Source organism: Agarivorans sp. QJM3NY_29, assembly GCF_050870835.2.
Taxonomy (GTDB): domain Bacteria; phylum Pseudomonadota; class Gammaproteobacteria; order Enterobacterales; family Celerinatantimonadaceae; genus Agarivorans.
In genome coordinates, this window is the sequence record NZ_CP194036.2 from 4,492,950 (window position 1) to 4,512,066 (window position 19,117).

Genomic DNA, 19,117 nt, shown 5'->3' on the forward strand with positions numbered 1-19,117 from the left:
TCCTCCTCTGCTCAGCCCCTCTCTTTTATTGGTAACGGGAGTTTTTAATCAAACGCTGCAGGTCGGAAATAAGCCCCTTTACCTGCGTATAACCTTGCTGCGGCTGATAGCTCATAATGACCCAGCCTGTGGGATCGACCACCAACCAGCGTTGATCGTATTGTGCCCAAGCTTGCTGCTGGTTATTGGCCAAGCTCAATGCAGCAATCTGGGTCCCCTCAACCAAGCTCGAAGCTTCATCTAAAGCGGCGGCCTTGGTCAGCAAAGCCAAGCGCTGGGTCTTTTGCTTGGCTATCCCTAAAGCCATCCAAGCCTTGGAGAGCAGCTGAAATTGCTGCAGACAATCCTGCTCACAGGGTTTGGCCACCACCTGCGCAATCGACCACTTCCCCTGCGGATAATCACTCAGTTGCACTGGCGGCTCTAGCCATTCGCCATGGCTTAAGGTGCCCCGCTCAAACCACCCCATTTTTAGCACTAACCAAGCCAACAGTATCGGCACTAAAAACACCGCCACTAACTTGAGCATAGTTTTCTGTTGGCTGATCATCGCAACTCCTTCACATAACTGCGTTTGATGAAATCAATATTGAACAAGCTGTCAGCCCTGCCATTTACAGGCAGCGGCAACAAGAATACTGCCGCTAACTTGAGCATGGTTTGCGATTGGCTGCTCATCGCGACTCCTTTCCGTAGCTACGTTTAAGGAAGTAAATACTAAAGCCGCACGCCACTACCGCCATCAATAGCCATTGCAAGGCATAGGCCTGATGCTTTTGCACGGGCATTGCAATTAACTGTTGCGGCGAAGTGTCAATTTGGCGATCCAAGATAAACGGCAGTAAGTGAATTCCCCATTGCTGGGCAAGACCCGCGAGGTTGAGCTGCTGAGCGCGTAAACCTTGTGGTAATACCTCTAACCACTGCTGTGAATTGGCCAATATTGGTAAGCTAATATATCGAAGTCGATAAACTTCGGCCTGCTGATCTCCCTCGACTGGCCACAGCAGTTGCTGGCGATCATAACTGGCTGGTTGCCAGCCTTGGCGGATCAAAACCTTACCTTGTGCAGTTTGCGCCAATGAATATAAATCGTAACCCACTCGGCCCTGCTGAATTTGATTGTCTAACCATAGGCGCGGACCAAGCACTTTAAGCTCGCCCGGGGTCACTAATTGAAAAGCCTTGCCGCCCTGCGCCACCGCCTCAGCTAAACTAATAATTTGCTGTGATTGCTGCTGATACTGATCTAACAAAACTTGCTTTTGCTCCGCCCGTTGCCATTGCCATAAGCTAAGCTTGAGCATAAGTGCGATGAGCGCCACCATCAGCACAACAAACGACAGTAGCCGATAAGACACTGGTTTTTTATTCATCGATGAAGAGAGCTTAGTGATGTTCATAAAAATAGTGATTACCGTATTTATCCTAATTGTGATGCTTAATATGCTGATGGCGCTGCGGGTAATGCTTAAAGGCGGTGATAAACCAATGAGTCATTACCTTGGGCGACGTTTGCTATTCAGCGTGCTAATTATCGCCCTGATCTTACTTGCCCTCGCCACTGGCCTTATTCAACCTCATCCTCGCCCCTACTAAACGGACACTTACAACACGTAAACAAATAGAAATAGGCACAACCACACCACATCAACAAAGTGCCAATACCAACTGGCCGCCATAAACGCAAAATGTTTATCGCCACTAAAATGCCCCTTTAAAACCCGCAGCAGCATCACCGTTAACATCAAGGCACCAAGGGTGACGTGTAAACCGTGAAAACCAGTGAGCAAGAAGAAAGTATTACCGTAAATACCGGAGTCTAAACGCAAGTCCAATTCCTGATAGGCATGTAGGTATTCTTCAACTTGAAAAAACAAAAAGGAAAAGCCCAATACCAAGGTGAGGGCTAACCACAACTTCAAGGGCGTGCGTTTATCTTTTTCTAAACTGACATGAGCGAAATGCAAGGTAACTGAAGATGTCACCAAAATAAGTGTGTTCAACAATGGTAAGCCGTACCAACCCATGGCCTCAGTTTGGATCCCCCCAGGGGTATCGAGTAATGGCCAAATAGCTTCAAACTCAGGCCACAATACCGCTGCGGTCATGGCATTATTGCCGGCACCGCCAAGCCACGGCACCGCAATCATTCGGGCATAAAACAAAGCGCCAAAGAAGGCACCAAAAAACATCACCTCAGAGAAAATAAACCAGCTCATGCCTTGGCGAAACGAGCGATCCATTTGCGCGCTATAGTGGCCTTGCATGCTTTCGCTAATCACATTGCCAAACCAGCCAAACAGCATGCTAATCAGCACCACAAAACCACAGCCCAAGATCCACAAACCATAGTTAAGTTCTGAGCCCATTTGTTGTACTGTAAAGCCCGCACCCATCGCAGTTAAAAATAAGCCCACAGCCCCCATGATTGGCCACACGCTCTGGGCGGGAACATAATATTTTTCATAAGGCTGCGTCATTGCTCTGCTCTCCATCGGCACGCTGTTGCGCCGTATTGCTCAGCTCCGGCTCATTCGCGCTAAGCGCAAATAGGGTGTAAGCCAAAGTGATGGTGGTAATGTCTCTGGGTAACTCTGGATCGATATAAAAATTCAGCGGCATCGTTTGCCGCTGTCCCGGGGCAAGCGTTTGCTGTTGAAAACAAAAACAGCTGATCTTTTTAAAATGATTGGCCGCCAAACCGGGGCTGACCGAAGGCACCGCTTGCACCGTGGTAGTCTGAGCACTCTGATTGGTCGCACTAAAGTCAACCAATAGGCTTTCCCCTGGGTGAACCTTAATTCGATTTACCGTCGGGCCAAATTGCCAATTTAAGGCGCGTGGTACATAGGTGATAAACTCCACCGTGACACTGCGTTTCTGAGGCGCAATAGTACTTAACTCACTGGCCTGATTGGCGGTTTTACCATTAATCCCTGTCACCTTACAAAACACATCGTAAAGCGGAACCAAAGCAAAACCAAAGCCGAACATCGCCACCACCACCAATAGCAGCCGAAGCACTAAACGGCGGTGGGCAGCCATGTTATTTAATCTCCGGCGGCGTAGTAAAACTATGGTAGGGCGCAGGTGATGGCAAATTATCCCACTCTAAACCTTCCGCGCCTTCCCAAGGCTTCGCTGGCGCAGGCTCACCGCTGCGAATACACTTGATCACCAGATACAGGAAGATAAATTGTGACAAACCAAAGGCGAAACCACCAATACTGACGATGGCATTCACATCGGCAAATTGCAGCGCATAGTCGGGAATACGCCGCGGCATACCACTTAAACCAAGAAAGTGCATCGGGAAAAACAATACATTCACCGATATCAGCGAGCACCAAAAATGCAAGCGCCCCAGCCCCTCGTCATACATCTTGCCACTCCATTTCGGCAGCCAATAATAGGTGGCCGCCATAATCGAGAAGATAGCCCCCGTCACCAACACATAGTGAAAATGCGCCACCACAAAATAAGTATCATGGTATTGAAAATCCACTGGCGTAATCGCCAGCATCAAACCAGAGAAACCGCCAATGGTAAAAAGTACGATAAAGGCCACGGCAAATAGCATCGGGGTCTCAAAAGTGAGACTGCCGCGCCACATGGTGGCAACCCAGTTGAAGACCTTAACCCCGGTTGGCACCGAGATCAGCATGGTACAAAACATAAAGAATAACTCGGCTTCCACCGGCATCCCCGTGGTAAACATATGGTGGGCCCAAACCACAAAACTTAAACCGGCAATCGAGGCAGTGGCATACACCATCGATGCATAACCAAAGAGTTTCTTCCGAGAAAAAGCGGGAATAATCGCCGAAATAATGCCAAATGAAGGCAAAATCATGATGTAGACTTCGGGGTGGCCGAAGAACCAGAAAATATGCTGAAACAATACTGGATCGCCCCCGCCTGCGGCATCGAAGAACGAAGTGCCGAAGTATTTATCGGTAAGCACCATGGTCACAGCTCCCGCCAACACCGGCATCACCGCAATCAACAAGAAGGCGGTGATCAGCCAAGTCCAAACGAACAAGGGTAATTTCATATAAGTCATACCGGGGGCACGCAAATTCATGATGGTCACAATCACATTAATCGCGCCCATAATGGAGCTGATCCCCATGATATGTACTGAAAACACAAATAAGGCGGTGCTATCGGGACTATATTTGGTGGAAAGTGGCGCGTAAAACGTCCAACCAAAGTTGGGCCCGCCCCCTTCCATAAATAACGAGGCTAATAACATGGTAAAAGCGAAGGGTAAGATCCAAAAGCTCCAGTTATTCATACGAGGCAAGGCCATATCGGGAGCGCCAATCATCATCGGTACCAACCAATTAGCTAAGCCAGTAAAGGCGGGCATCACCGCGCCAAACACCATGATTAAGCCGTGCATGGTGGTCATTTGATTAAAAAAGTTTGGCTCCACCAATTGCAGGCCCGGCTGGAATAGCTCTGCACGGATCACCATCGCCATCGCGCCGCCGGTAATAAACATGGCAAAGCTAAACCACAAATACATTGAGCCAATGTCTTTGTGGTTGGTGGTTAATACCCAGCGCAATAGGCCACGCGGTGCGTGGTGATGTTCTACCTGTTGCGGGTTAAGCTCCGTGGTCGCGCTCATCTAACTCTCCCTTCTATTGCCTATTGCGCCGCGTCGTGTCGTACTTGAACATGGCAACGTCCTTAGTCGTTCCGCTATCACCAATCGATTTATCCAACCATGGCTACTTGGCCGCGTCTTGTACTGCCGCGACATCCTTAGCCTGCACCATATCGCCCGTATCATTCCCCCAAGCATTCCGCTCGTAGCTAATAACTGCCGCTAATTCTTTCAGACCGAGTTGCTTACCAAAGGCCTGCATCGCGGTTCCTGCCACCCCATGCACCACCATGTCGATATGTTGGTTCACATCACCGGTCGCAACTGGGCTGCCTTTTAAGGCTGGGAATACCCCTGGCAGGCCTTCTCCATTGGCTTGGTGGCAGGCGGCGCAAGTCTTCTCATAAACGCTTTTGCCTAAGGACATCAGCTCCTCGTTATCCATGGTCAACGCCACCATGGCCAACTCTTGTTGCTGCTTCTCTACATAAGCGGCTTCGGCCTGAGCCAACCAAGCAAGGTACTCCTCCTGAGGTTTGGCAATCACCACAATCGGCATAAAGCCGTGGTCTTTACCGCAAAGTTCGGCACATTGGCCGCGGTAAATCCCCGGCTGGTCAATTTTGGTCCAGGCCTCGTTAATAAAACCCGGATTAGCATCTTTTTTGACCGCAAAGTCGGGTACCCACCAGGAGTGGATCACATCCTCCGAAGTCATTAAAAAACGAACCTTCTTGCCGACTGGCAGCACCAGTGGATGATCTACTTCCAATAAGTAGTTATCGCGCTTAGCAAGCTTGCCCTGTACTTGCTTCATATCCGAGGCCAACACGCTGTAGTATTCCAGCTCATGATCAAAATAGCGGTAGTGCCACTTCCACTGCGAACCAGTGACTTGAATAGTGAGATCGGCATCGGAAGGATCTTCCATCGCTAATAAGGTTTTTGTGGCAGGAATCGCCATGCCGATTAAAATGATGAAGGGAATTATCGTCCAGACAATTTCAACTTTGGTGCTCTCATGAAATTGTGCGGCAACGGCTCCCTTGGACTTTCGATGATGAAAAATCGCCCAGAACATCACCCCAAACACCACCAGCCCAATGACACAACATATATAAAAAATAGTCATGTGCAAGCCGTAAACCTGCTCACTAATGGCGGTGACACCAGGGCGTAAATTGAACGACATCGTTTGTTGCGCCCATGCTTGATTCACCCAACATGCCAGCAATACTAGCGGTATCCATCGGCCCACAGCGCTCTCCTTTGCTCGTAGCCAAGGCCGGTCACTTCACTGCAAACATCGCTGCTTACAATAATAAAGTGGCCGCAAAATAAGGGAAAACTCCCTTCCCAAAGCAGCAAGGCTTCGCAATTAAAATACCTTACTGCTTATAAAATAGACGCTTAGTTAAATAATTGTAAAGATAATGTTATAAATATAGACATTTAAAATAAAAGCTGTGAAGTAAACGACAAAAGCCCAAATTGCTATAATTTGGGCTTTAAAAAGAAGGGAACTTAGTTTTAGGGAGTAACTACATCCAGTCTGCGGTACGGATGATCCCCACCGCTAAACCTTCAATATCAACACTTTGATACTCTAAATCAACTTCGATAGTTGAAAGTGCTTCGTTCTCGGGATGAAGGTAGACCATTTTCCCGTCACGTTGAAAGCGCTTCACAGTGACTTCATCGTCTAAGCGCGCCACCACCACCTGACCATTATGCACATCGTTGGTTTTATGCACCGCTAATAAATCGCCATCCATAATTCCGATGTCTTTCATGCTCATGCCCTGCACCCGCAATAAATAATCGGCATGCGGATGAAACAAATTAGCATCGACCGCATAGTGCGACTCAACATGTTGTTGTGCCAAAATAGGGGCACCTGCGGCCACTTGTCCAATCAGCGGCAAGCCGATTTCTTCTGGCTCGTCATTCGCGGCATTAGCAGGTAAATGGTCTTCGCTAATACGGATCCCGCGCGAAGCGCCGGGGATCATCTCAATCACCCCTTTTTTAGCTAAGGCGCGTAAATGTTCTTCGGCAGCATTGGCCGAGCGAAAGCCCAGCTCTTTGGCGATTTCAGCGCGAGTTGGCGGCATGCCTGTGTCTTGAATGTTACGACGGATCAATTCAAACACTTCGGTTTGACGGGGCGTTAAGGGTTTCATAATCTACCTGTAAGTTTATACAGCACACTGTTAGTATATACAGCATGATTAATGAAGCAAGGTTTTATCTCGAATCAACAGCTTAAGTGTAGGTTTCAGTTTCATTGGAACTCTTACCGCTACTTTGAAACTACACCCGATATTTTGTGACGCCATCACAAATAAGCAGAGGTTGGGATAAAGAAGGATACGAAAAGTCTAGCCAACTCATTTTTGGACATAAGTTTGTCAGTTACATTACTAAATTAGGATATAACGGATTAGTTAAAGTATGGGAAGGTAACGCCAAGCTCACCTGCAGTTTTTGCGGAGAGCAATTTTGCAAAATGGAGCTACACGACATACACAATTGAGCGTAGCAAAAGATGTCAGGTGCAGCTTTTTGTGTACGCCCAGCATGGGCATGAACTAATGAGGTGAAAGTCCTCTGTAGGAAGGTCACCGTTTAATAATATTTTGATTATTAAACGCTAACTACTAGCGAATGGCAAGGGCATTGCCGCGAGGGAATGTCTGAAGGAAGCCGGACGCAAATCTGCGAGCTGATGAACAAGAACATCATATGAGGCGTAGGCTGGAGGCGAGTTGGCACAAGACAACGAAGCCATGTGATCTAACGGCCACCGTAAATGATGCAGCAGTGCAGAGACAGTACATGTTCTTATCTGGGGAGATCTGCTTAACAGGCGATCGTTAAACTCACTAGCTTGGCCGCTAGCTCAAACAGGCCTGGCACTTAAGTCTCATCAACTTAAGTGAGCAAATACGATGAACAACGATAGCGCTATTTGGGGTAACTCAAACGGTGATTAAGCAGAAGTCAGCAGACGGCATAGTAGCCCAACGCCCATCGTAATGGTTGGGACATGGTGAAGGCCTGAACCTGAAAATCAATGAGGAGCCTGTGCAGCTCATTGTCTCCGTATCCGACCGGACTGAGGAGTCATGGCGCAAAAAACAGAAGCCATCATTGGAATGCAAAGGAGCTAATCGGCCGTTGTATTTTAACCGTTTTCAGGAAACGCCCTGTGCGGAGCCGCATGCAGGGTGTTGTGGGGGCTGGAGGTTAGACACCTCCGGCTACCCGATTATATGCGTTGTTTAAATTAAAGTACGTTTAATACCACAGGACGGTTACTTTTCTTTATAGCCTTCATTATATTGGACTTGTTAACATGGTGTATTTGATGAAATTGTTGATTAAATTTCATTGAAATAATAAAAATATAAGATTGTGTCAGCGATACAAATATGTCCGAAATTTCCCTCGCGTTTTCAACATCTTGGGCAGGAAAATAATTTAGAGCGGATATGTGTTGCATGTTTGATTTTCGGGCAGTATGAGTATCCTCACATAAATCAGAATACTGTTTTTTTATGTCATTAAAGCATGATTTAAGAGGTTCATCTGAAAACAAACTAATTTTAGAAGCCTCTTCAAATATTTTGTACACACGCTTTTCAGAAGTTATGTCTGGCAGTTCTTCCACTGAAATTCCTTTTGCAAAAGTCTCAATTGAACTCCGCAACATTAGCCTAGAAGCCTTATACCCACCATTAAAGGTAAGAAAAAAGCTGTTCCCTAAATCAGACAAAGACTCAAAGAGATAGTTTTTACAATCATCATTATTGTTAAAGCCGTTATTGTCGAGATCTTGGCTATTAAGCTCAACTAACAAAGCTAATAGGGAAAAATATTTTTTATGTATTTTGGAAATAATAGGCAACATAGCTGTGTTTTCAGCAAGGCCTTGAAGGTTATAGTTTTTTATAAATCTGACTAACTGTTCTAAGTCAGCTGATAACTCTCTAGACATTCAATTACCTATCAAGATTCATTTAATTTTGAAATCGCTTCATTCCAAGAGAAATCTATATCATTACGAGATTTTTTGAATTGAATTAACTTGTCGTCACTTTCCGTCAACACGGATAATGCATCCATCACAGTTAATAGTTTATCTTTGTCTACTTTTGTAATCTCTGTAACAATAAAGCCAATTAACTCGTATCGAGAACGTCGATCATTTCTAGACATTTTGATACTAAATAGGTTTTCTGCAAACTCTACAATATCCATGTTTGTCCTAAACAACTCTTTGTCCTGCAGGAGAAATGGCAAAACACCTATATAATGTTTCATTTTATTGACCTGTTGAACCTCAGGAATTACTGACTTAGCAGGTTCAATTTGACTACGGAGCAGCTCTGAAATACTTTCGAGATCTACTTTTTTCTTAGAATTCAACAGCCAAGCTAGCTCTTCAATAAAGTTAGCGGCTTGTAAGACTTTGTTTTTATCTCTAACTTTCATCGTCTATCCTTGTAAGCATTTCATCTACAATGCCCGACAGAGCGGTTTTAATTGCTGTGTCACTCAAATCTAAAATAAAGTTGTTTAATTGTTTACCTGCTACTTCCGTACGCTTAGGTAATTCTCTATTGTAAATTAAACTACCCCACCTTGAGTTCGAAGCGATAGTGCTTTTAGCAGAATTATATACTCTTGTACCTTTCTCTGTAATAGTTAAAACTAAGCCAATACACTTGATAGAGAGATCAAGGTCGTCTTTCTTTTCTCTTACAATATTATTCAGCAAATCTATCCCTGTTAAGGAAATGGGATCTGCCTTAACAGGTATTAAGTAATAATCTGATGCTATTAATGCGCTTGTCATCCATAAAGATGGCGTTGGTGGTGTATCTATTATTACATAATCAAATTGTTCCTGATTGCTTTGAAGGTACTTTTTAAGTCTATTTTCACGTCCTTCACCGGGTGCAATCTCTAACCTGTACAGCTCTAAATTTCCGGGCAAACACCATAGATTATTTTTTACTTTTACTGGCTCTATATCTGCGAGTATTTTCGCAGTGTTTTTAGATGCGCCATTGACCACACTAACACTGATTTTAGTTTCCTTATCAAAGAGATCAGTGATAGTTTCTTTTTTTTCTTTTAGGTGGTTCATGTATTGTTCAGGAGTGAAAAGACATTGAGTAGCGTTAAACTGAGGATCAATATCTACGATCAATACTTTTTTGTTGTATCTACGCGATAAGCTATCTGCAATATTTACTGATAATGTTGTTTTACCAACACCACCTTTCATGTTTATTAAACTAATAACCTTCAAAATAACTTCCTTTATTTACATTGATTTTCACTTCACACTTCCATACACAGGTACTTCACAAACATACAATTGAATCGCCACCTAATCCATAGACACTTTGTTACATAAGAAAAAGTAGGTCAAATAATCTCGTATGGAAATGAGATACAGAACCGTTCTAGCTTAGAATGGGGCATAAATGAGTTAGAGCTCACAACTTTTTGCTGTAGCGATAAAACTAGCTGCATTTGGTTTAAAGCTAGGCGAGCACAAAACGGGATACCGCCTAGTCTTGAGGTCCCCTGTCCGCACTTTTCAAAGAGCGACTTGATGTGACTGCTATGCACCACTTACACCGGAAATAGGCGCTCAAACTCTACAAAAGCTGTTTCTTGGAAGAATCTCTTTAGCTCAAAATACTGACAGGCTAAGGCATCATGAATATTTGGATCAACCCCCATAGCTTCTAGGGCTCTTGCTGTTTCCTCTGAAACCTCTTCCAGGCAAGCAGCATACCGAACCGGCATGTTATGCATATTGGTTAGAACTGTATTTATAAAGTTTGAAGCCTCTTCTGAGTATGCAGATTTTGAAAGGGCCTTAAGTTTAAGCAAACGACTAAAATACTCCTCGGAAGAATCATCGCAAGAGCCATTGTAATGCTTAAGATAATGCAAAATATCCAATAGCTCTATATGAATCTTTAGACGCTCAACCCTTTGACTGATATCTCTTTGATTCTTTGTGAAGCACAAAGCAACCACGGAAATAACTAAGGAAATCAAAGCAACTCCCAGTGTTACAAAATCTGTTAGTTTTGGATTCCCAAGGTTGTTAACCGCTTCAACCAATAACTCCATATCAGACACAAAACTCTCCTTGTGATGTATAGCATTTGTATATTGCGATCTTACAAGATTTGCCACTTCATAAAGTAGGAGGTATCAACAAACTTATCAAAAAATACAAAGACTTGGCTACTCATCTTTGCGTGGTTTATGAAGCTGGCCCTTGTGAATTTTGGTTACACCGTCATTTAGTTAAGAACGGTATTGAGTGCTGGGTAGTGGCTCCCGCCCTTATCCCTAAAGCACCAAGCTATAAAGTAAAAACAGATAGGCGTGACACCTAGATAATTTGATTAATTACATTCGGGATAGGCAATCGTCATAGCTTCTTCGAAACCTTCTTTGCGAAATTCAATTTCTTTATTTAGATCTGGAAGTACGACTGTTACATAATCTTTGTTTCTACCGTTACCAGAAGCTAACACTTCAATGATTTCGCTAGTAGCTACAAACACTAGACTGTGATCAGTCGCTGAAGCTTGTACCTTAATTTTACTGTGCTCATATCCGTCATAGATGTACACGTCATAAAGCGAACCTACATCTAGGCTCTCTTTTCTAAAGATAATAGAAAGTATTGGGGACTTACTCGGACATCCAAACGTTAACGTTACTACCCCCCCTTTACCCTCGTTTACGAATGATTCAGTAGAGATAGCAAGCAAATCGTCCTTCTCACCTTTATACACAATCCGTTTACCGCCGTCGTAAATTGTCTGCCACGGTTTGTAGAAGTATTCGTTATAGCCGAGAGCTTGGTTACGTTTATTCCAATCTACTTCCATTGTGTACAAAAATGGTTTGTTGGCTTGTTCTTCATTAATTGAGTTGGTATCAGCTAAGTAAGGTAGTGTAATAACCTTGTTCGGGTGGCCGTGGAAGTCACCCGAATTTTCTTTATTATTGAACTGTGTCAACACTGATTGAATCAAATCTTTATTGTTAGCAACACGCTTATCTTTTTGGCTGCTAAAGCTTTGACTGATTGCTGAACCTGCCCAAAGTAGTTCACGATCACGATAGCTGAATGCATCATGATTTTTATAAATCGCGATACCAGCAGTCGAGATAATATGACTCGATGAAGCATTTTTAATGTCGAATGAGGTTATTTTTGTGTCAATAGAGTTCGAGTGAACATTTAGAGAACCTGCTCCAGTCGTGGAAATGATACGTGAATTGCTAGTTTTAAAGTCATCACCATAGTTAGCTTCTGCTGTATAACCTTCATCGTGAATGAACACTTTAAAGTTGCAGTTGAAACCTATGATGTAATCAGCATTCTGCTGGTTGTAAACGCGCTTGAAACCGTATTTGGTCAAGTCGTTGATGATGTATTTCGCACACTCAATTGATGGACCATATGTCTGGTTCTGAATATCTTGTTCATCATTGTAGCTGTTGATTGCCAAAACGTAAGTACCAACAGGGATATTAGTCTCTTTGAAGTTGGAACTCACATCAATATCAGATGTAAGCTGGTTAGGCGTGACTTGACAGCCAGCTAATAATGCGATGAATGACGGTACAATTAGTTTCTTCATATAGAGCCTAAACTGCCTGATGTTCAAAAAATTCATTGATTTTGTAACATATCAACTACGCTCAGATGCAGCGGCATTAGTTAATTAGTGTCACTACTTCGTTTATACACAACCTAGGCATTTTCAATTTATGTATGTTAAAAGACTGCATTCTGTAGTCGATACTATGTATCCAAGTGTTTAAATCCACTTACACAAAGTTAGTTATGAGCCTGCACAATATCTTTAGCTAACTGCAAAGCAAGCTCTTGGCTAAGTTTAGTTGTAGTCACTCGTAATCCAAGCGCTTTCCCATCAATGTCAAACTGACTACCAGGTCTCACCAACCAACCATGCTTAGATAGCTCGTATGCGCTGGCTTGAGGGTCACCATTGACCGGAACCCACAAATTTACACCTTCAACAGGACCTTGAATAGATAATCCATTCGCTGCAAGTGCTTCAATCAACCATTGGTTCCTTTGTCTACAGTGTTGGCTCATCACTTGAAGCTGCTGGTCGATACTGTCAGATTTCAGTGCGGTGATAACTAAAGATTGCAGGATACGACTCACCCAGTTCATACCAATAGTCAGTCGGCTTTGAAGGCGTTCAGTTGTAACTGGATCAGCCGCTACGAAAGCAAGCCTGAGATCCGGTCCCAGCCCTTTTGAGACTGAGCGAAAAACACCCCAATACAATGAGTTTTCGGGAATTAAATTGTAGTAAGGTTGCTCAGCAAGTAATGCGAAGTGATCATCGATTAACACCAGTACATTTGGATAGCGACTGAGAACTTCTCGAATCGCTTCTGCTCGTTGTTTGCTATAACAGCATCCCGTCGGGTTGTGCGCTCTTGGGGTAATCAGTACCGCACGAGCACCTTTGCTGAGTTTGGATTCAAGTTCATCGGCGACCATCCCATCTGAGTCAATGCTAACCCCGACTGGATGCATACCTGCCAACTTGATTGCCGTCGATGACCCCAGATAACAAGGGTCTTCGACTATAACTTGATCACCAGGTAATAGATGGGCCGACATCAGGCGTTCCAATGAATCAACCGCACCACTTGTTATCGAAAGGCCCATATTGGCCGGACATACGTCCTTGAACCATTCACGACCAAACTGATCAATTTCAGGCAAAATGGGCGCTTCACCATACACAAATTGTCTTAATTGCGCTTTTGCAGCTAATTGGTCAAGGCTTGGAAACCACTCTTTACGGAGGTTACCGTCAGCAAGATCCATTAATTTCGTTTCTGTTATGCCGTCTTGTTGTTGGGTTGAATGGCGAGATTTCACACGCGTCCCTAAACGGCCTTTAGTCTCGGCGAGACCTGATTTTACAAGGCGCTGATATACGCCTGCAACAGTATTTCTATTAACACCGACTTCTGCTGCGAGCTCTCTTACAGGTGGCAGCGCGTCCCCCTCTTTGAGATGCCCCGACGCAATTGAACAACGGACAGACTCAAATAATTCCTGTCCGGTTTGCCCTTTTATCTTGACCTTCATCTTTGTCCTATGACAATATTTATATCAAACCATGACAATAAAGTTTTATGACTATAACTAAGATATCACTTGTTAGTGGTTTTTTCATTATTGTCTCTTAGCTCTCTATAAACACACGTAATGAAAGGAATTTATCTATGATATTTAATGGAATCAGTGCTTTCCCTATTACCCCAATGCCGGATGAGCGAGTGGATGTTACCGCATATAGTCAGGTTCTAGGTCGATTAATCGATGCACAAGTAGACTCTATATGTGCGTTAGGCTCGACAGGTTTATATCCTTATTTAAACGCACAAGAAAAACATCATGCGATCTCAACTGCTGTCGAAATGGCGGGAGATATTCCCGTCTTGGTCGGCATCGGGTCTTTGCGATTAAGGGATGTGCTCGCGAATGCTGAGCAAGCGGAGCAGCTCGGAGCCAAAGGACTTTTACTCGCGCCAATTTCTTATCAACGGCTATTCGATGAGGAAGTCTATGAACTCTATCGCCGTGTATCTGAAAGTGTTTCGATCCCGATTTGTGTATATGACAACCCAGCCGCCACTCACTTTACCTTTAGTGACCAGCTCCATGCAGAGGTCGCAAAGCTGAAAATGGTGCAGTCAATCAAGTTCCCAGGGATGCAATTTGAAGATCAGGGCCAACGCAGAGTTCAGCAGCTGAAAAAACTTGTGCCAGACAATGTCACGATTGGCATTAGTGGTGACGCCTTTGCTTCTAATGGCATTCAATCCGGATGTGATGTTTGGTATTCCGTTCTAGCCGGTTTGTTCCCAAGAACGGCTCAACATCTGTTTGAGCAAGCGAAACTTTGCACCCCTGAGCAAGCGAAACAACTCTCCCTAAAATATGACCAACTGTGGCAACTGTTCTCAGATAATCTCGGTGGAATGCGCGTAATGGCAAGTGCTGCTGAACTATTGGGCTATGCCGAATCCCCGTGTCTACCAGCTCCTTTGACCGGACTAAACAGTCAATCCAAGCTCGTTGTGCAAAAGCTGATTTCAGAGCTCGAGCTCGCTTAACGCTCACTGTAGGGAAAGTATATGGACGATATTCGTAGCACAACAGCAAAGGTTCAAAGTGATAAGACTTTGTTGTATCTGTACTTCAGCCTAGCTTGCTTTGCCAGAACGGCGAGAGGTGCTGCGTAGGCTGGAGGCGAGTTGGCACAAGACAACGAAGCCATGTGATCTAACGGCTACCGTATATGATGCAGCAGTGCAGAGAAAAGAGAAAGTGCATGTTCTACTTCTTATAAACAAAGAGTGGGGAAATCTGCTTAACAAGCGATCGTTTAACTCACGCTATGGCGATTTGGTAATCCCCCCGAAAATTAATCCCATGCAAAAGTAGAATTTTCTCGTATAGTAAATACAGGAGATTCAACATGAAAAAGTCACGTTACACGGACAGTCAGATCTTATCTATTCTCAAGCAGGCTGAGGCTGGTACACCTGTTCCTGAGCTCTGTCGTGAGCATGGAATGAGCAACGCAACCTTTTACAAGTGGCGTTCGAAATACGGCGGTATGGACGCATCCCTTATGGCGCGGATGAAAGAACTCGAAGATGAAAATCGACGGCTTAAAAAGATGTATGCGGAAGAACGCCTTAAAGCAGAGGTGATCTCAGAGGCGATGGCAAAAAAGTGGTGAAGCCCTGTGAGCGTCGATTGATGGCTCAGCGTTCGGTGGCGAACTATCACATCAGCATTAAAAGTGCATGCTATTGGTTTGGGATCAGCGAGACCTGCTATCGCTATAAATCGAAGCTTCAACCTGAGAATGAGTTGATAGCTCAGGAGTTAGTAACGCTGTGCAACAGTGAAGACTGCTCTGACTGGGGCTTTGGCCTGTGTTTTCACCATTTGCGGAACGTTAAAGGGTATACATGGAACCATAAGCGGGTTTATCGGATCTACTGCGAATTGGCTCTAAACTTACGTATTAGGCCAAAACGACGCCTGAATCGCCATACGCCAGAGCCTCTTAAAGAGCCGATTAAAACAAACCAAGTTTGGTCCGTGGACTTTATGCATGATCAGCTATCTGATGGCCGGAAGTACCGTTTATTCAATGTGATAGATGATTACAAACGTGAAGGTCTGGCGTCAGAACCTGATTTTTCAATGCCCACAGTACGAGTCACTCGGATCTTAGAGCAGCTCATCGAACAACGAACCAAACCTGTTGCGATCCGCTGCGACAATGGTCCTGAGTTCATTAGCCATGCGTTTATTAAATGGGCCAACAACCACGACATTCGAATCGATTATATTCAGCCAGGAAACCCACAACAAAACGCCTATATAGAAAGGTTCAACCGTACTATGAGGTTTGGCTTAGTGAGTAAGTATTTGTTTGACACACTTGAAGATGTTCAAGATCGGGCGACCCAATGGTTATGGTTCTACAATCATCAACGACCACACCTTGCAAATGGAGGGTTCCCACCACTAAAAACGGCAGCATGAATTCTACGAATAAATGCGGTTAATAATGGGAGGATTACCTGGGTGTCTAGTTTATTTCTTGGGTTGTTCCTATAAGTGTCGTTTTGGCTTGATTTATGTAATACATCTTGCAGTTATCAAAGTTACGTTATTGATATTACTTGACTTTAATTATTCATTCACTTGTTTAACATCGATGCTTTTCCATAGCTTCCTGACAGACTTTTTCTATTTGTTCTCTAAACCATATGTGAGAGGTATCTTCTTGGAGTCGAGGGTGCCACATCATCGAAATGGCAATTTCATCAGTGTGAACTGGAAGTTCAAATGCCCATAAGTGAGATTTGTTAGAATTTATTGATTCATTCAGCAAAAATGAAGCTGGAACTAATGCGATTAAATCTGAATGTCTAGCTATCTCAAGTGCAGCAGGAAAATTGGGTACAGTCGCAGCGATGTGTCGACTGACGCCTTGTGCTTTGAGTTCTTCATCAACAGGCCCTGAAAAGTCGCCTCTTCGAGACGCGATAATATGACTAAATTGACAGTATTGTTGAGCCGTTACTTTTTTACATTGATCAAGTGGGTGTCCTTTTCTGACGATACTAACGAAGTGATCGTAAAACAAGGCTTTGATACGGATTTCAGGCCCCATATTTTTGACTACTCCAATTTCTAAATCGACTTTCCCTTCTCTAAGAGCCTTAGAACTTTTTTGTTGTTTAGGCATAAATCGTAAACGTACTTTCGGTGCATGTTTCGCAATGTGAGCAATGATTTTTGATGCAAAAATTTCAATAAACCCGTCGTTGGCACGAATGCTAAAAGTACGTTCGAGTGTCGGCAAATCTTCAGGTTGAATATTTGGCTGAAGGATATTTATCGCTTCAAGCACGGTATGTCTTGTTCGCTCTTTAATAGACTCAGCATAAGGGGTCAATACCATTTTTCGTCCGGCACGAACCAATAGTTGATCGCCGGTGATTAAACGTAATCGTGCTAATGTTCGGCTCATCGCTGAGGTGCTTAAAGATAACTGATTAGCGGCGCCTGTGACACTTTTCTCCGTGAGTAAAACGTCCAGTGCAGCCAGCAAGCTCATATCAGGTATTGTCATCGTTTTCCCCTGAATTTTTTGTTGCATCTAAATGATATGGCGTTTGATGCAACTATATAGTGAAATTGGTGCGTCTTCCGCCTCATATGATAACAATTTAGACTGTAATCGTTCAAAGAAAAGAGGTGGAAATATATGGCACTATTTATAACTCAAGCTGGTGATGACGGGTTGCCAGGTAAAGAACGATTATTTGCGATGTTAGCCGTCATGCTCACGACTACGATGAATGTCTTTGATGGCTCGATGATCAATATAGCATTGCCACAGATGTCAACATCATTAGGTGTTAGTGCTTCAGACGCAGTTTGGATTGCTAATGGTTACCTACTTGCTGTGGCGATGTCTCTGGCTATTTTTTCGGCACTGGCGACTCGCATCGGTTTTCGTAAACAGTTTATTGGTGGATTGATCCTTTTTAGTCTGTCGTCTGTGGGGTGTGCTCTCTCTTCTTCATTATCTGAGCTGGTTGTGATGCGTTTTATTCAGGGGATTGGGGGGGCGGCCACGCTCAGTATCGCTCCGGCACTCCTTAGAACGATTTTTCCTACCCGATTACTTGGACGGACTTTAGGGATTAACGCATTATTAATTGCTACATGTACCGCAGTCGCACCATTAATCAGTGGTGCTTTTTTGGTTACGTTAAACTGGTCGTGGCTGTTTATGATTAACGTTCCATTGGGTATTGCAGCGGTAATTTTTTCGAAACAATTTCTGCCTAAGCCCGCAGAGCTTGATACTCGTCCTTTAGATAAAACAGGCGCATTGTTTTCTGTCATCATGCTGGGTAGCACTATTTTGTGTGCGAACTCGTTTTCTAAACATGCAATCGGTTATAACGAGCAACAAGCATTAATTTATGCGGTAACTGCGCTAGTGAGTGGGGTGGCATTTGTTTATCGTCAGCGCAAGGCTGTTGCGCCTTTATTGCCGCTAGAAATATTTTCAAATCAGCGTTTTTCTTTATCTGCGATGACATCGTTCATTTCGTTTATCGCACAGGGGATGACTTTTATTGCACTGCCATTTTTATATGAGAGTGTTTATGGCTATAGCCCGCTCACATCTGCGTTGCTTTTCCTTCCATGGCCGGTAGGTATTGTTTTTTCTGCGCCTCATGCAGGGAGGCTGGCTGATAAAAAACATCCCGCTATGATTTCGACGTTCGGACTTGTCATTTTTGGTATTGGATTACTTTTATTAATTGGCCTCCCACAAACACCATCAGTGTTAGATATTGCCTGGAGGAGTTTAATTTGTGGTGTTGGTTTTGGCTTCTTTCAAAGTCCGAATAACCGCGAAATGATGGCTAATGTTGAGGCTAATTTTAGCAGTTATGCTTCAGGAGTACTGGCGATGATGAGAACCTTTGGTCAATGCCTTGGTACTGCGATTATTGGCATCATGCTATCTCAGTCAGATTCTCTTTCCTCCTCTGGCAATAGTGTACACCTAGGGTTGTGGTTTGCTATTGGTGCAGTATTTTTAGCTATTTTATTCAGTATTGGTAGAATTAAAAAATAAAACAAAGTGTAGTTGCAGGGAAACTAGTCCAAGGAGTAAAAAGAGTTTTTCATAATTATAGTAATTCACGTTTTACTAAATTAAGTAGAAACATTAAAAAGGTTCTGTCTAAAAGTGAGTTAGCTCGACTCTTTGTATCCATTTTTATCCTAACCCTACCCATTCGTGAATCCAAGAGTGATGTAGTGGCAACCATTAGAGAGTT

The 19,117-nt window shown here is 43.9% G+C and carries 19 protein-coding genes; 4 read left to right on the forward strand and 15 right to left on the reverse strand.

What is annotated here, in order from left to right; genetic code table 11:
• Positions 1–25: 25 nt before the first annotated feature.
• The 3 genes from ACRRS0_RS20435 to ACRRS0_RS20445 are packed head-to-tail and all read right to left on the reverse strand — an operon-like array spanning position 26 to position 1,403.
• Entirely contained in the window at positions 26–550 is a 525-nt protein-coding gene (locus ACRRS0_RS20435; protein ID WP_432455761.1) for a hypothetical protein, read from the reverse strand.
• On the reverse strand, positions 547–678 hold the full coding sequence (locus ACRRS0_RS20440) for a hypothetical protein (RefSeq protein WP_432455760.1): 132 nt from the start codon (positions 676–678) through the stop codon (positions 547–549). Before ACRRS0_RS20440 ends, ACRRS0_RS20435 begins: the two co-directional genes overlap by 4 nt.
• Positions 675–1,403 (reverse strand): SURF1 family protein, encoded by a 729-nt coding sequence (locus tag ACRRS0_RS20445; RefSeq protein WP_432455759.1) that lies wholly within the window; start codon positions 1,401–1,403, stop codon positions 675–677. Before ACRRS0_RS20445 ends, ACRRS0_RS20440 begins: the two co-directional genes overlap by 4 nt.
• On the opposite strand from ACRRS0_RS20445, the gene ACRRS0_RS20450 reads away from it, so the two are divergent.
• Entirely contained in the window at positions 1,396–1,599 is a 204-nt protein-coding gene (locus ACRRS0_RS20450; protein ID WP_432455758.1) for a DUF2909 family protein, read from the forward strand. The genes ACRRS0_RS20445 and ACRRS0_RS20450 overlap by 8 nt on opposite strands.
• An 8-nt stretch (positions 1,600–1,607) precedes the next feature.
• On the opposite strand, the gene ACRRS0_RS20455 is transcribed toward ACRRS0_RS20450, so the two are convergent.
• The 11 genes from ACRRS0_RS20455 to ACRRS0_RS20505 all read right to left on the reverse strand — a co-directional run bounded on the left by ACRRS0_RS20455 (position 1,608) and on the right by ACRRS0_RS20505 (position 13,808).
• Entirely contained in the window at positions 1,608–2,483 is an 876-nt protein-coding gene (locus ACRRS0_RS20455) for a cytochrome c oxidase subunit 3 (RefSeq protein WP_432455757.1), read from the reverse strand.
• On the reverse strand, positions 2,467–3,048 hold the full coding sequence (locus tag ACRRS0_RS20460) for a cytochrome c oxidase assembly protein (RefSeq protein WP_432455756.1): 582 nt from the start codon (positions 3,046–3,048) through the stop codon (positions 2,467–2,469). The genes ACRRS0_RS20455 and ACRRS0_RS20460 overlap by 17 nt, the downstream gene beginning before the upstream one ends.
• A 1-nt stretch (position 3,049) precedes the next feature.
• Positions 3,050–4,639 (reverse strand): cytochrome c oxidase subunit I, encoded by a 1,590-nt coding sequence (gene ctaD, locus ACRRS0_RS20465; RefSeq protein ID WP_432455755.1) that lies wholly within the window; start codon positions 4,637–4,639, stop codon positions 3,050–3,052.
• A gap of 103 nt (positions 4,640–4,742) precedes the next feature.
• Positions 4,743–5,810 (reverse strand): cytochrome c oxidase subunit II, encoded by a 1,068-nt coding sequence (coxB, locus tag ACRRS0_RS20470; RefSeq protein WP_432456132.1) that lies wholly within the window; start codon positions 5,808–5,810, stop codon positions 4,743–4,745.
• Positions 5,811–6,159: 349 nt separating this feature from the next.
• Positions 6,160–6,801, reverse strand: coding sequence for a transcriptional repressor LexA (gene lexA / locus ACRRS0_RS20475; protein ID WP_432455754.1), 642 nt, complete (start codon positions 6,799–6,801; stop codon positions 6,160–6,162).
• Positions 6,802–7,907: 1,106 nt separating this feature from the next.
• On the reverse strand, positions 7,908–8,618 hold the full coding sequence (locus ACRRS0_RS20480; protein WP_432455753.1) for a hypothetical protein: 711 nt from the start codon (positions 8,616–8,618) through the stop codon (positions 7,908–7,910).
• Between the two features lie 11 nt (positions 8,619–8,629).
• A complete protein-coding gene (locus ACRRS0_RS20485; protein WP_432455752.1) occupies positions 8,630–9,115 on the reverse strand; it encodes a hypothetical protein in 486 nt (161 codons plus the stop codon).
• The gene (locus ACRRS0_RS20490; RefSeq protein WP_432455751.1) at positions 9,105–9,938 is read right to left on the reverse strand and encodes a ParA family protein; all 834 of its coding nucleotides are present in this window, start codon (positions 9,936–9,938) and stop codon (positions 9,105–9,107) included. The genes ACRRS0_RS20485 and ACRRS0_RS20490 overlap by 11 nt, the downstream gene beginning before the upstream one ends.
• Before the next feature lie 329 nt (positions 9,939–10,267).
• Entirely contained in the window at positions 10,268–10,786 is a 519-nt protein-coding gene (locus ACRRS0_RS20495) for a hypothetical protein (protein ID WP_432455750.1), read from the reverse strand.
• 272 nt (positions 10,787–11,058) lie between these two features.
• On the reverse strand, positions 11,059–12,309 hold the full coding sequence (locus ACRRS0_RS20500; protein WP_432455749.1) for a hypothetical protein: 1,251 nt from the start codon (positions 12,307–12,309) through the stop codon (positions 11,059–11,061).
• A 200-nt stretch (positions 12,310–12,509) separates the two neighbouring features.
• On the reverse strand, positions 12,510–13,808 hold the full coding sequence (locus ACRRS0_RS20505) for an aminotransferase class I/II-fold pyridoxal phosphate-dependent enzyme (protein ID WP_432455748.1): 1,299 nt from the start codon (positions 13,806–13,808) through the stop codon (positions 12,510–12,512).
• 137 nt (positions 13,809–13,945) lie between these two features.
• On the opposite strand from ACRRS0_RS20505, the gene ACRRS0_RS20510 reads away from it, so the two are divergent.
• Entirely contained in the window at positions 13,946–14,839 is an 894-nt protein-coding gene (locus ACRRS0_RS20510) for a dihydrodipicolinate synthase family protein (protein ID WP_432455747.1), read from the forward strand.
• A 365-nt stretch (positions 14,840–15,204) separates the two neighbouring features.
• Positions 15,205–16,289, forward strand: a protein-coding gene (locus ACRRS0_RS20515; RefSeq protein ID WP_432451743.1) for an IS3 family transposase whose coding sequence is annotated in 2 segments (ribosomal slippage) — positions 15,205–15,454 and positions 15,454–16,289 — 1,086 coding nt in all. Because the reading frame shifts where the segments join, the coding sequence is not laid out codon by codon here.
• A 166-nt stretch (positions 16,290–16,455) separates the two neighbouring features.
• Here ACRRS0_RS20515 and ACRRS0_RS20520 read toward each other — a convergent pair.
• Entirely contained in the window at positions 16,456–17,385 is a 930-nt protein-coding gene (locus tag ACRRS0_RS20520; RefSeq protein ID WP_432455746.1) for a LysR family transcriptional regulator, read from the reverse strand.
• Between the two features lie 135 nt (positions 17,386–17,520).
• Here ACRRS0_RS20520 and ACRRS0_RS20525 point away from each other — a divergent pair, with 135 nt between their 5' ends.
• Positions 17,521–18,912, forward strand: coding sequence for a DHA2 family efflux MFS transporter permease subunit (locus ACRRS0_RS20525; protein WP_432455745.1), 1,392 nt, complete (start codon positions 17,521–17,523; stop codon positions 18,910–18,912).
• Positions 18,913–19,117: the final 205 nt, after the last annotated feature.